Annotated in this window: 10 protein-coding genes; 7 read left to right on the top strand and 3 right to left on the bottom strand. The window is 74.5% G+C overall.

Translation table 11 applies throughout. The features are described from left to right. The first annotated feature begins 61 nt into the window (after positions 1 to 61). From OG455_RS32900 to meaB, 5 genes are all read left to right on the top strand, one after another. Entirely contained in the window at positions 62 to 187 is a 126-nt protein-coding gene (locus OG455_RS32900) for a hypothetical protein (protein ID WP_266299934.1), read from the top strand. 120 nt (positions 188 to 307) lie between these two features. After that, positions 308 to 1,147 (top strand): SAM-dependent methyltransferase, encoded by an 840-nt coding sequence (locus tag OG455_RS32895; protein ID WP_266299933.1) that lies wholly within the window; start codon positions 308 to 310, stop codon positions 1,145 to 1,147. Positions 1,148 to 1,445: 298 nt separating this feature from the next. Further along, entirely contained in the window at positions 1,446 to 3,350 is a 1,905-nt protein-coding gene (locus OG455_RS32890; RefSeq protein ID WP_266299932.1) for a methylmalonyl-CoA mutase subunit beta, read from the top strand. Beyond that, the gene (gene scpA / locus OG455_RS32885) at positions 3,347 to 5,569 is read left to right on the top strand and encodes a methylmalonyl-CoA mutase (RefSeq protein WP_266299931.1); all 2,223 of its coding nucleotides are present in this window, start codon (positions 3,347 to 3,349) and stop codon (positions 5,567 to 5,569) included. The genes OG455_RS32890 and scpA overlap by 4 nt, the downstream gene beginning before the upstream one ends. A gap of 80 nt (positions 5,570 to 5,649) precedes the next feature. After that, entirely contained in the window at positions 5,650 to 6,636 is a 987-nt protein-coding gene (meaB, locus tag OG455_RS32880) for a methylmalonyl Co-A mutase-associated GTPase MeaB (protein ID WP_266299930.1), read from the top strand. Positions 6,637 to 6,697: 61 nt separating this feature from the next. On the opposite strand, the gene OG455_RS32875 is transcribed toward meaB, so the two are convergent. Next, on the bottom strand, positions 6,698 to 7,483 hold the full coding sequence (locus tag OG455_RS32875) for an amidohydrolase family protein (RefSeq protein WP_266299929.1): 786 nt from the start codon (positions 7,481 to 7,483) through the stop codon (positions 6,698 to 6,700). A gap of 100 nt (positions 7,484 to 7,583) precedes the next feature. On the opposite strand from OG455_RS32875, the gene OG455_RS32870 reads away from it, so the two are divergent. Both OG455_RS32870 and OG455_RS32865 read left to right on the top strand, forming a co-directional pair. Beyond that, positions 7,584 to 8,027 carry a MerR family transcriptional regulator gene (locus OG455_RS32870; protein WP_266299928.1) on the top strand — a complete coding sequence of 148 codons (444 nt, stop codon included), beginning with the start codon at positions 7,584 to 7,586 and terminating at the stop codon, positions 8,025 to 8,027. Between the two features lie 64 nt (positions 8,028 to 8,091). Further along, complete coding sequence (locus tag OG455_RS32865) at positions 8,092 to 8,613, top strand: putative immunity protein (RefSeq protein WP_266299927.1); 522 nt, start codon at positions 8,092 to 8,094, stop codon at positions 8,611 to 8,613. Positions 8,614 to 8,643: 30 nt separating this feature from the next. Here the strand turns inward: OG455_RS32865 and lnt are convergent, their stop codons facing one another. Then, positions 8,644 to 11,484 carry an apolipoprotein N-acyltransferase gene (gene lnt / locus OG455_RS32860; protein WP_266299926.1) on the bottom strand — a complete coding sequence of 947 codons (2,841 nt, stop codon included), beginning with the start codon at positions 11,482 to 11,484 and terminating at the stop codon, positions 8,644 to 8,646. 13 nt (positions 11,485 to 11,497) lie between these two features. After that, positions 11,498 to 12,877, bottom strand: coding sequence for a flotillin family protein (locus OG455_RS32855; protein WP_266299925.1), 1,380 nt, complete (start codon positions 12,875 to 12,877; stop codon positions 11,498 to 11,500). Positions 12,878 to 12,880: the final 3 nt, after the last annotated feature.

Genomic DNA, 12,880 nt, shown 5'->3' with positions numbered 1-12,880 from the left:
CTGCCTGCCTGCCAGCCAGCCAGATCAGTTCAGGGCCGCGACCGGTAGTGGTAGCTGTGCGATGCCCGGAACCCGGCACGACGTCCAGGGCGCCGTGCAACTTCTGGGCGGTGCGGCCTTCGACCCCTCCGGTTGGGCCCCGCGGGCCGCCACTCCCCCGGCCGCCCACCCCGTCACCGGCTGCTGAACCGGTCCCTCGTCACCCGCGTCCGACCTCGCCGTGCTGTCCCGTTTCCTTGGCCTGCCGTCAACCGAACCACCGTTCGGACACGGTATCGTGATGATCAACTTCGGTGGGGAGGCGCGAATGGCGAAGGACGTGTGGGCCCGGATGGACCAGGACGGCATGGCGGACCCGCCGGAGATCGACACCACGGTCGCCCACTCCGCGCGGATGTACGACTACTGGCTCGGTGGGAAGACCAATTTCGCGCCGGACCGCGCGCTGGGTGACGCCGTCGAGCAGCTGATCCCGACGATCAGGACCATGGCCCAGGAGAACCGCCGCTTCCTCGGCCGCGCCGTCCGGCACCTGGTGCGCGAACAGGGGATCCGGCAGTTCCTGGACATCGGCACCGGCATCCCGACCGAGGGCAACACCCACGAGGTGGCCCAACTCGCCGACCCGACCGCCCGGGTGGTGTACGTCGACAACGACCCGATCGTGCTGGCCCACGCCCGCGCGCTGATGGACAGCTCCCCGGCGGGCCGCACCGCCTACCTGCACGCCGACCTGCGCGAGCCCGAGGCGATCCTCTCCCACCCGGCCCTGCGGCAGACGCTCGACCTGACGCGGCCGGTGGCCCTGATGCTGATCAGCGTGCTGATGCTGGTCGCCGACGCGGACGACCCCTGGAAGCACGTCGCCACCCTCCTCGACGCGCTCCCGGCCGGCAGCTGCGTCGCGGTCAGCCACGTCACCGCCGACTTCGACCCCGCCGCGGTGGGCGCCGTGGTCGACGCCGAGGACGAGGGCCGGATGACCCTGGTGCCGCGCGGGCGGGCCGAGGTGGCCCGGTTCTTCGGCGACTGGGAGCTGCTGGAGCCCGGCCTCTCCCCGGTGCTGGCCTGGCGCCCGGACGGCGCGGCCCCCGCGCGCCCCGAGGCCGCCTACTACTGGGCGGGCGTGGCCCGCAAGCGCGGCTGACCACCGAACGCGACCACCACCGGCGCAAGCGTCGGCACCGCTCCCCTCCTCCCCCTCCCCCGCCCCTCCTTGTTGCGATCGCGCGAAGCTTCTGATCCGGAGTCATGCGTCCGCGCGGTACGCCGAGCAGTGGGCGTTCCGTGGCGGTTCGAGCGAATATGACCCGTTCGAGGAGCGCTCCCACCCTCACCGTGCGCCCCCTAGCGCACCTGGGCGCTGCCCCGCACGGGCGGGCGAGGGCAACGTCACACCCCGTAGCTCTGCTGCGGCTCAAGGCCCGGGCACTAACCTTCGCAGCATGACGGTCCCGCCCGAAGGGCTCCCCCTGGCCGCCGAGTTCCCGGATGCAAGCCGTGAGCAGTGGCGGCGCCTGGTCGAAGGCGTCCTGAGCAAGTCAGGTACGCACATCAGCGCCGGTACGCCGGCCGAGGACGCGCTGGCCACCGCGCTGCAGGACGACCTGCGCGCCCGGCCGCTCTACACGGCCGAGGACGCCCCGGCCACGGACTCGGCAGGCTTCCCCGGCTTCCCGCCGTTCGTCCGCGGCAGCCGCCCGCAAGGCTCGGCCGTCGGCGGCTGGGACGTGCGCCAGCGGCACGCCGACCCGGACCCGGCCCGCACCGCCGAGGCGGTGCTGGCCGACCTGGAGCACGGCGGCACCTCGCTCTGGCTCACCCTGGGTGCGGCGGGCCTGCCCGTCGAGGCGCTGCCCACCGTCCTCAAGGACGTCTACCTCGACCTCGCGGCCGTCGTGCTCGACGCGGGCCCGCAGGCCAAGGCGGCCGCCGAGCGCTTCTTCGCCGTGCTGGCCGAGCGCGCGGTCCCGAACGACGCGGCCACCGGCAACCTCGGCGCGGACCCGCTGGGCCTGCTCGCCCGCACCGGCGACGACACCGCCACCGACGGGCTGCTGCGCGACACCGCCGAGCTGGCCGAGCGCTGCGCCCGCGAGTACCCGGGCCTGCGCGCGCTGACCGTGGACGCGCTGCCCTACCACGAGGCCGGCGCCTCCCCCGCCCAGGAGCTGGGCGCCGCGCTCGCCACCGGCGTCGCCTACCTGCGCGCGCTGACCACCGCCGGGCCTGGTGCCTCGGGGCTGAGCATCGACGCCGCGGCCGGGCAGCTGGAGTTCCGCTTCGCCGCCACCGAGGACCAGTTCCTCACCATCGCCAAGTTCCGTGCCGCGCGCCGCCTCTGGTCCCGCGTCACCGAGGTCGCCGGCGCCTCGCCGGCAGCCGGCGCCCAGCGCCAGCACGCCGTCACCTCCGAAGTGATGATGACCACCCGCGATCCGTGGGTGAACATGCTGCGCACCACGGTGGCCACGCTGGCCGCCGGGGTCGGCGGGGCCGACGCCGTCACCGTGCTGCCCTTCGACCACGAGGCCGGCCTGCCGGACGCCTTCGCCCGCCGGATCGCCCGCAACACCCAGGCGATCCTGCTGGAGGAGTCGCACCTGGGCAGGGTGATCGACCCGGCCGGCGGCTCCTGGTACGTGGAGCAGCTGACCGACGAGCTGGCGCGGGCCGCGTGGGCCTGGTTCCAGCAGCTGGAGGCGGCCGGCGGCCAGCGGGCCGCGCTCACCTCGGGCCTGGTCGGCGAGAGGATCGCCGCCACCTGGGCCGAGCGCTCGGTCAAGCTCGCCAAGCGGCGCGAGCCGATCACCGGCGTCAGCGAGTTCCCGAACCTGGGCGAGCAGCCGCTGGTCCGCGAGGCCGCCCCGGCCCCGCTCGGCGGCGGCCTGCCCCGGGTGCGCCGCGCGGAGGCCTTCGAGGCGCTGCGGGCCCGCTCGGACGCCCACCTGGCCGCCACCGGTGCCCGTCCCAAGCTCTTCCTGGCCGCGATCGGCCCGGCCGCCGCGCACACCGCGCGCACCACCTTCGCCGCCAACCTGTTCCAGGCCGGCGGCATCGAGACGGTGCTCGGCGAGAGCGGCGAGGCGGCCGCGCTGGCCGAGGCGTTCACCGCGAGCGGGGCCTCGATCAGCTGCCTCTGCTCCAGCGACAAGCTCTACGCCGAGCACGCCGAGGCGGTGGCGGCGGCGCTGAAGGCGGCCGACGCCTCCCGGGTGCTGCTGGCCGGGCGGCCCGGTGAGCAGCGCGAGGCCTACCAACGAGCCGGGGTGGACGAGTTCGTCTTCGCGGGCGGCGACGCGGTCGCGGTCCTCACCTCGCTCCTCGACCAGATCGGAGTGGCGCGATGATCCCCGACTTCAGCACCATCGGGCTCACCGGGTCCCCGGCCGACGGGGCCCGGGCCTCCGGATCGCCGGCCACCGGCGAGCAGTGGCAGGACGCCTGGCGCGAGGCCACCGGCGCGACCGTCGCGGAGCGGCTCTGGGAGACCCCGGAGGGCATCGGCGTCAAGCCGCTCTACACCGCCGACGACCTGGCGGGCCTGGACTTCCTGGGCACCTACCCGGGCGTCGCACCCTACCTGCGCGGCCCGTACCCGACCATGTACGTCAACCAGCCGTGGACGGTCCGGCAGTACGCGGGCTTCTCCACCGCCGAGGAGTCCAACGCCTTCTACCGCCGCAACCTGGCGGCCGGGCAGAAGGGCCTGTCGGTCGCCTTCGACCTGCCCACCCACCGCGGCTACGACAGCGACCACCCCCGGGTGACCGGTGACGTCGGCATGGCGGGCGTGGCGATCGACTCGATCCTCGACATGCGCCAGCTCTTCGACGGCATCCCGCTGGACAAGATGTCGGTCTCGATGACCATGAACGGCGCCGTGCTGCCGGTGCTCGCCCTCTACATCGTGGCGGCCGAGGAGCAGGGGGTGACGCCGGACAAGCTCGCGGGGACCATCCAGAACGACATCCTCAAGGAGTTCATGGTCCGCAACACCTACATCTACCCGCCGCAGCCCTCGATGCGGATCATCTCGGACATCTTCGCGTTCACCTCGCAGAAGATGCCGCGCTACAACTCGATCTCCATCTCGGGCTACCACATCCAGGAGGCCGGCGCGACGGCCGACCTGGAGCTGGCCTACACCCTGGCCGACGGCGTGGAGTACCTGCGCGCCGGGCTCGGCGCGGGGCTGGACGTGGACGCCTTCGCGCCGCGGCTCTCGTTCTTCTGGGCGATCGGCATGAACTACTTCATGGAGATCGCCAAGCTGCGCGCGGCCCGGCTGCTCTGGGCCAAGCTGGTCAAGCAGTTCGACCCCGAGAACGCCAAGTCGCTCTCGCTGCGCACCCACTCGCAGACCTCCGGCTGGTCGCTGACCGCCCAGGACGTCTTCAACAACGTGGCCCGCACCTGCGTGGAGGCGATGGCCGCCACCCAGGGCCACACCCAGTCGCTGCACACCAACGCGCTGGACGAGGCGCTCGCGCTGCCCACCGACTTCTCCGCCCGGATCGCGCGCAACACGCAGCTGATGCTCCAGCAGGAGTCGGGCACCTGCCGGGTGATCGACCCCTGGGGCGGCAGCGCCTACATCGAGAAGCTCACCCACGACCTGGCCAACCGCGCCTGGCAGCACATCCAGGAGGTGGAGGCGGCCGGCGGCATGGCGAAGGCGATCGACGCCGGCATCCCCAAGCTGCGCATCGAGGAGGCCGCGGCCCGCACCCAGGCCCGGATCGACTCCGGCCGCCAGCCGGTGATCGGCGTGAACAAGTACCGGGTCGCCACCGACGAGCAGATCGAGGTGCGCGCCGTCGACAACTCCTCGGTGCGCGCCCAGCAGATCGAGAAGCTGCGCCGGCTGCGCGCCGAGCGCGACGAGGCCGCCTGCCAGGACGCGCTGCACGCGCTCACCCGGTCCGCCGAGGCGGGCTCCTCGACGAGCCTGGACGGCAACCTGCTGGCGCTGGCCGTCAACGCGGCCCGCGCCAAGGCCACCGTCGGCGAGATCTCGGACGCCCTGGAGAAGGTGTACGGCCGGCACTCCGGCCAGATCCGTACCATCTCCGGTGTGTACCGTGACGAAGCAGGAGCCTCCTCCACCGGCGTGCGGCGCACCCGGGACCTGGTCGAGAAGTTCGAGGCCGCCGAGGGCCGCCGCCCGCGCATCCTGGTCGCCAAGATGGGCCAGGACGGCCACGACCGCGGCCAGAAGGTGATCGCCACCGCCTTCGCCGACCTCGGCTTCACCGTCGACGTCGGCCCGCTCTTCCAGACCCCGGCCGAGGTGGCCCGGCAGGCGGTGGAGGCCGACGTGCACATCGTCGGCGTCTCCTCGCTGGCGGCCGGCCACCTGACCCTGGTCCCGGCGCTGCGCGCCGAGCTGGCCGAGGCGGGCCGCGAGGACATCACCATCGTGGTCGGCGGCGTGATCCCGCCGCAGGACTTCGACGCGCTCTACGAGGCCGGCGCCACGGCGGTCTTCCCGCCCGGCACGGTGATCCCGGACGCGGCGTACGACCTGCTGGTCTCGCTCGCCTCCGCACTGGGCCACGAGCTGTGAGCCGCCAGTCACGGCCCGGCGGACGCCACCCGCGCCCCGACGGCCGCCACCCGCGGCCCGGCGCCGGGAGCCGCTGACCGATGGCCCGCACGATCGACCTCGACCAGTACCGCCAGGGCGTGCTCGACGGCTCGCGCGCGTGGATCGCGCGGGCCATCACCCTGGTCGAGTCCACCCGCCCCGACCACCGCGAGCTCGCCCAGCGCCTGCTGGTCGACCTGCTGCCGCACTCCGGCAACGCGGTGCGGGTCGGCATCACGGGCGTGCCGGGCGTCGGCAAGTCCACCTTCATCGAGGGGCTGGGCACCCGGCTGACCGGCCGCGGCCACCGGGTCGCGGTGCTCGCCGTCGACCCGACCTCCAGCCGCACCGGCGGCTCGATCCTGGGCGACAAGACCCGGATGGAGAAGCTCTCCGCCGACGCCAACGCCTTCGTCCGCCCCTCCCCCACCTCGGGCACCCTGGGCGGCGTCGCCCGGGCCACCCGCGAGTCGATGGTGGTGATGGAGGCCGCCGGCTACGACGTGGTGCTGGTCGAGACGGTCGGCGTGGGCCAGTCCGAGACCACCGTCGCCGGCATGGTCGACACCTTCCTGCTGCTCACCCTGGCCCGCACCGGCGACCAGCTCCAGGGCATCAAGAAGGGCGTGCTGGAGCTGGCCGACCTCGTCGCGGTCAACAAGGCCGACGGCCCGCACGAACGCGACGCCAAGGCCGCCGCCCGCGAACTGGCGGGCGCACTGCGCCTGTTGCAGGCTCCCGACGCCGTCTGGAACCCCCCGGTGCTCACCTGCAGCGGCCTGGACGGCGCCGGCCTGGACGTCCTGTGGGAGCGCCTCACCCAGCACCGCGAACTCCTCGACGCCACCGGCGCGCTGGCCGCCAAACGACGTGACCAGCAGATCGCCTGGACCTGGGCCATGGTGCACGACCAGCTCTTCGCCCAACTCCGCGAACACCCGGAAGTACGCCGCCTGACCCCGGAGTTGGAGCGCCAGGTCCGCGAGGGCACGCTGACGGCAACGCTGGCGGCCCAACGGATCCTCGCGGAGTTCCACACACCGTAGCGACCGGGCTCGGTCGAGCCTCGGGACGTTCCCGACCGCTCGCCAATCATCTGACGGCACGTCAGAGCCCCAGCAGCTCCCCCAGCGTGCCACCCAGCACCCGCTCGCGCAGCTCGCCCGAGGGGGTGGCACGCTCCACGGTGGCGCGGGCCAGGACCGGGTCGCCGTAGGGCGCGTCCGAGCCGAACAGGGTGCGCCCGGGGAGCTCTCGGACAGCGAGCCGGACGGCGAAGACGACGGGTGCGGTGGAGAGTTCGAGGTACATGTTCGGCGTGTCCCGGACCAGTTCGACGGCCGTCATCCAGTTCAGCCCGCCGAGTTGGCCGACGATCACCGGGACCGCCGGGTGGCGGGCGGCGAGTTCGGCCAGGATGTGCAGGTCCTCGGCCGTGGTCGGGGCGAAGCCGTGCACCACGACGGGCAGCCCGCCCTGGTCGTGGGCCGCCGCGAGCACCGGGGCGAGCAGGTCGGCCCGCCCGGGCGGCGGGGTGAGTTCCCCGATCCCGCGCAGTCGGCGTCCGACGATCTCGCGCTCCACCGTGGCCGCGATCTGCTCGGCCGGCAGGTCCAGCGGCACGCTGCCGAATCCGATGAACCGGTCCGGGTGGGCGGCCAGCGCCTCGTCCAACTCCCGCCACGCGGCCCGGTAGCCCTCGCCGCGGTTGTCCTGCCCGGACAGCGCCCGGTCGAGCACGCTCATCTCCCGCCGCAGCGAGGCCAGATCGGTGGCCCGCTCGGGGTGCGGCCGGGTGGGGAACAGCACCGCCCGGTCCACCCCCGCCTCGTCCAGCAGCGCGAGGTGGTCGGCCACCGGGTCGTGGACGTGGCTGTGGGCATCGATGATCATGGGCTGTCCTCTCGCGGACGGGCCGCGGGAATGCGGCCGACCCGGCCCACTGTTGCTCCCTGACACAGTGACAAGGTCAAGCGTGGAGGGAACGGCAGGCGTGCTCATCGGTGAACTGTCCGAGCGGACCGGGACGAGCGAGCGCCTGCTGCGCTACTACGAGCGGATGGGCCTGCTCCAGCCGCAGCGCCGCGCCAACGGCTACCGCGCCTACGAACCGGCCGCCGAGGAGACCGTCCTGCGGATCCGGGCCCTGCTCGCGGCCGGCCTGCCGACCCGCACCATCCGCCGGCTCCTCCCCTGCACGACCACGGGCGCGGCGAACACCACGAACGCGACGGACGCCACGGACATCACGGACGCCACGGACGCCACGGTGCAGCCGTGCCCCGGCGTCCTGGCCTCCCTGCGCGAGCAGTTGCGCTCCCTGGACGAGCGGTCCGCCCGACTCACCACCGCCCGCCGGCTCCTCCAGCAGACGATCACCGCCACGGAACGCGCCTCGGCGGCCTTCGAGCACGCCGCTCCCGCCGACAGCCTTTGAAGAAGCACGAAAAATGGTCCGAAAATGCGGCGACGGAAAATTCCGGAACCGGCAAGATGGGCGAATGGACCATGTGACCATCAGCGGCGAGGACCGCCGGCTCCTCGGGCTCTGGGCCGCCGACTGCGCCGAGCGGGCGCTGCCGCTCTTCGAAGCCCTGGCTCCGTCCGACCCCCACCCTCGGGCGGCGATCGAGGGCATCCGGACCTACGCCCACGAGGGGAGACGGACGGCCCTCCTGCGCTCCCTCGCCCACGCGGCCCTCGCGGCCGCCCGCGAGGTCGGCGATCCGGCCGCCACCGCCGCCGCCCGTGCCGCCGGCTACGCGGCGGCGACCCCGTACATCCACCCCCTGGCCACCGTGCACCAGGCGAAGCACGCCCTGGGACCCGCGATGTACGCGGCCCGCGCTCGTGAACTCGCGGCGGGCGACGACACCGCCGTCGGTGACGCGGAGATCCACTGGGCGATCGAGCACGCCCCGCCGGAGGTTCACGGGATCATGCGGCAGCTGCCGGTCTTCAGCCCCGGTCGCAGCCGTCTCGACGCGCTCCGCCACCAGCTCGAAACAGCCCTGCGCCACTGATCCGCGAGCCCGACCCTCAGCCCGCCCCCCTCAGCCCGGCTCCTCCCCCTCCCCGCGCCGCCCCCGCCCCGCCTGCCCCGCGCCGAGCCCCGCCATCGTCACCGCGCCCGCCAGCACCGTGACGCTCACCGCCAGCACCCAGTCCCCGGCCCGCTGGTAGGGCGTGGTCCCCGACACCAGCGGCACGGCCACCACGAAGCCGCCCCGGTAGTCGGCGGAGTGCCAGGCCAGCAGCCGCCCCTGCGCGTCGAACGCCGCGCTGTCGCCCGTCAGCGACACCTGCACCGCCGGCCGGCCGGTCTCCGCCGCCCGCACGGCGGCCAGCGAGGCGTGCTGCGGCTGCGCCCAGCTGCCCTGGAAGGTCGAGGTGGAGGCCTGGTACACCAGCAGCTGCGCGCCGTCGGCCACCTCGGTGCGGGCCATGTCGGGGAAAGCCGATTCGAAGCAGATCAGCGGGCCGATGGCCACCGGCCCGCCGCGCATCACCGTCGTGCGCTCCCCGCGCAGCACGTTGGTCGGCGCGGCCTTGCTGACGCTCGTCGCCCAGCCGAGCAGCCCGCGCAGCGGGATGTACTCGCCGAACGGGACCAGCCGGATCTTGTCGTAGGTCCCGAGCACCCCGTCGGCGCCGATCAGCAGCGTCTGCTTGTAGAACCCGGCCCCGCCGGCCGCCGGGGCGTCCCCGTTGACCAGCAGGTGGGTGCCGGTCCGGCCGGCGAGTGCCGCCAGCGCCGCGTTCGAGGAGGACCCGCTGTCCACGTCGTCGGCCAGGCTGCTCTCGCCCCAGACCACCAGGTCCGGGTGCTGCGCCGCCAGCCCGGCCGTCGCCGCCTCCTCGAACGCCTGCTGCTCGGCCGGCGTGCCCCGCACCCCGGCCTGCACCACGCCCACCCGGGTGCTCCCCACCACCGGCAGCCCGGGCCGCACCGCCGCCCACACCGGGCCGGCCGCCAGGCAACCCGCCGCCGCGGCGGCGCCCACCACCCGCACCCGCAGCCCGCGCACCGTCAGCAGCAGGACCAGCGCCGTGTTGACCCCCATCACCAGGAACCCGGTCAGCCAGACCCCGCCCAGCGAGGCCGTGGCCAGCATCACCGGCTCCTTCCACTGCGTGGCGCCCAGCAGCGCCCACGGCCCGCCCAGGCTCTGCCAGGACCGCGCCGCCTCCGCGCAGAGCCACGCGCTCGGCACCACCACCAGCGCCGCGGCGGCCGCCCGGCCGCCGACGGGCGCGGCCAGCAGCCGGTGCACCGCCCAGCCCCACGGCAGCCAGAGCGCACCCATCAGCAGCGCGAGCAGGGCGAGCGCGGGCCCGACGTCCGGCAGCAGCCAGTACTGGGTGGCCACCTCGAAGCCGGCCATCCCCCACCAGGCCCGCACCATGCCCTCCCGGCGGGTCGGCGCCGCCCGCACCACCAGCATCAGCGGCACCAGGGCGAACCAGGCCAGCCACCACCAGGCGGGCGCCGGGAACGCGAGCGCGGGCAGCGCCCCGAGCAGCAGCGCCGCGCCCCGGCCCCGGTAGCGGCCGGGTAGCCGCGTCCGGTACCGGGACGGCCGCCACCCGCTCAGCACCACCCACCCCGCCGTGAAGCCGGCCGCCACCCACCAGAGCAGCGCCCGCTCGTGGCCGACGTGCCACCAGGGCACCAGCACCAGCCCGGCCAGCACGAACGCGACGTTGTAGACCATGTCGTAGATCGCGAAGACCCGCCCGCGTGCCGGGTCCGGGGTCGCCCCGCCGAGCAGCGCGTCGGTGCAGACCTTCAGCACCTGGAAGGCGAACGCGGCCACCCCGAGGCAGGGCACCAGCACCCAGAGCGAGGGGTCCAGGCCACCGACGTAGGCCGCGGCGGCGGCCGGCAGGAAGGCCGCGGGGAGCAGCGCCCGGGGACCGTAGCGGGCGGCCAGCGCCGGGGCGGCGGCGCTGGCCGCGAAGGTGGCCAGGCCGGTGGCGGCCAGCGCGATGCCGTAGCCGGAGGCCTTCAGCCGGTACTGCGAGTCCGCGACCAGCACCAGCACCACGAAGCCGGCCCCGAGCAGCAGCCGGTGCACCGCGACCGCGAGCAGCGGCCGTCGGATCGCCTGGGTGCGGGCGACCAGCCGGACCCCGTCCCCGAGGTCGGCGGCCACCTGCCGCACCCCTGGCAGCACGAGTTCTCCCGGGCTGCCGCCCAGGTAGGGCAGGCGCGCGAAGACGCCCGCCGCCCCGGCGTACAGCACCCCGGCCGCCAGGAACCCGGCCGCCGCCGACCAGCCGACGAACTGCGAACCGCCCACCGCCCCGAGGAAGGCCGCCGCCGAGCCGGCCAGCGCGGAGAACGCGTTGGCGGGCACCAGCCGCGCCCGGGCCACCGTGCGCGGCAGCGCGGCGCCCTTGGCGGTCAGCACCAGGCGGGAGGAGGAGAGCAGCAGCAGGACCGCCACGTACGCGGGCGCAGTCCACCGCTGCGTGACGATCACCGCTCCGGCCACCACCAGCAGCGCGCGCAGCACGGAGACCAGGACCAGCACCCGCCGCCGGTCGAAGCGGTCGAGCAGCACCCCGGCGAACGGGCCGAGCAGGCTGAACGGGAGCAGCGTGACCGCCAGCACGACGGCGATCCGGCCGGGTGTGGCGCCGCGCCCCACGTCGAAGAGGACGAACTGGGCGAAGGCGATCTGGGCCAGCCCGTCGGCGAACTGGCCCAGGCACTGGCCGCCGACCAGCCCGCGCAGCGGTCCGGCCAGGTCCTGGCGGAGCGAGCCGCCCGACCCACCCGAGCCGCCCGAACCGCCGGCCGGCGCGGCCCCGGGCACCTCCGCCGCCCCGCCGTCGGGGAGCCCGGTGCGCTCGCCCACCTCCCCGTCATCGCCGCGCAGACCGGTCATCGGTGACCGCCGCTCAGGACGGGCGGCGGCCGGGGGCCCCACCGTCGGCGCCGCCGTCGACCTCGCCGTCGACCTCGCCGTCAGTGCCCCCGTCGACAGCGCTGCCGCGCCGCTCGACCAGCCCACGGCCCGGCTCAGCGACCGGCCCGCCGTCGACACTGCCATCGGCACCGCCCTCGGGCTGCCGGGTCGTCGACTGCTTGAGCACGTCGAGGATCGCCAGCCCCTGCCCGACGATCCCCGCCGCGACCTGGCTGACCCCCTCGCTGCCGTTCAGGATGGTCAGGTTCGACCCGGAGATGCCGCGCGCCGCCGCGTCCACCAGGGCCGGCAGGTTCTCCACCACCCGGTTCGCCGCGATCAGCTCCTGCGCGCCGCCGCGCAGCGACTCGGCGCGGGCGGCGTTGGCGGCTGCCTGCGCCTCGGCGGTGGTCCGCTCGGCGTAGGCGTCGCCGTCCGCCTGCACCCGCACCGCCTGGGCCTCGGCCGTGGCGAGCGTGGTGCGGCGGTAGGCCTCGCCCTCGGCCTCGAACTTCGCCATGTCCCTCCGTGCCTCGGACAGGGCGCGCTGGCGGTAGGCCTCGGCGTCGGCGGGGCGGCGCACCTCGGCCTCCAGACGCTGCGCGGCCAGCTCCGCTTGCCGCCGGGCCAGTGCGGTCTGCTCCTCGATGACCTCCTGCGAGGCCTTCGCCTGGGCGAGCGGTCCGGACTGGGCGGCGCGGGCGTTGGCCTGCTCCGTCTCGGCCACGAAGCCGGCCCGCTTGATGGCGGTGTCCCGCTCGTACTCGGCCTTGAGCGCCAGCGCCTCCTGCTCCCGCTCGGAGGCCTCCTGGTCGGCCTTGGCCTGGGCGATCCGGGCCCGGCTGGCGACGGCGGCGGCGTGCGGGGCGGCCAGGTTGGTGATGTAGCCGGTGGCGTCCTCGATCTCCTGGATCTGCAGGGCGTCGACCACGATGCCGAGCTTCTCCATCTCGTTGTGGCTGCCGGCCTTGACCTCCTGGGCCACCCGGTCCCGCTCGCGGATGATCTGCTCCACCGTCAGACCGCCGATGATGGATCGCAGGTGGCCGGCGAAGATCCGGCCGACCAGTTCCTCCATCCGCTGCTGCTCGGCCAGGAACCGCCGGGCCGCGTTGGCGATCGAGACGAAGTCGTCGCCCACCTTGAAGACCGTGACCGCCCGCACGGTCAGCCGGATGCCCTGCTGGGTCACGCAGTCCTCGGCGATCTCCGCCTCGCGCAGCGCCAGTGAGAGCACCCGGGCCTTCTGCTTGATCGGCAGCACGAAGCTGCCGTGCCCGGTGACGATCCGGAACTGGGTGTCCTGTCCCAGGCGCTTGGAGCCGGAGATCAGCAGGGCCTCGTTGGGCGCGGGTACGTGCCAGAACAACATCGC

Origin of the sequence: Kitasatospora sp. NBC_01287, assembly GCF_026340565.1 — a bacterium.
Classification (GTDB): domain Bacteria; phylum Actinomycetota; class Actinomycetes; order Streptomycetales; family Streptomycetaceae; genus Kitasatospora.
This window is presented reverse-complemented; position numbering and strand designations above follow the sequence as displayed.

Coding starts and splice junctions, on each gene's coding strand:
- lnt (WP_266299926.1), bottom strand. CDS start 11,484: ATGACCGGTCTGCGCGGCGATGACGGGGAGGTGGGCGAGCGCACCGGG.
- OG455_RS32865 (WP_266299927.1), top strand. CDS start 8,092: ATGGACCATGTGACCATCAGCGGCGAGGACCGCCGGCTCCTCGGGCTC.
- OG455_RS32855 (WP_266299925.1), bottom strand. CDS start 12,877: ATGTTGTTCTGGCACGTACCCGCGCCCAACGAGGCCCTGCTGATCTCC.
- OG455_RS32895 (WP_266299933.1), top strand. CDS start 308: ATGGCGAAGGACGTGTGGGCCCGGATGGACCAGGACGGCATGGCGGAC.
- scpA (WP_266299931.1), top strand. CDS start 3,347: ATGATCCCCGACTTCAGCACCATCGGGCTCACCGGGTCCCCGGCCGAC.
- meaB (WP_266299930.1), top strand. CDS start 5,650: ATGGCCCGCACGATCGACCTCGACCAGTACCGCCAGGGCGTGCTCGAC.
- OG455_RS32875 (WP_266299929.1), bottom strand. CDS start 7,483: ATGATCATCGATGCCCACAGCCACGTCCACGACCCGGTGGCCGACCAC.
- OG455_RS32900 (WP_266299934.1), top strand. CDS start 62: ATGCCCGGAACCCGGCACGACGTCCAGGGCGCCGTGCAACTTCTGGGC.
- OG455_RS32890 (WP_266299932.1), top strand. CDS start 1,446: ATGACGGTCCCGCCCGAAGGGCTCCCCCTGGCCGCCGAGTTCCCGGAT.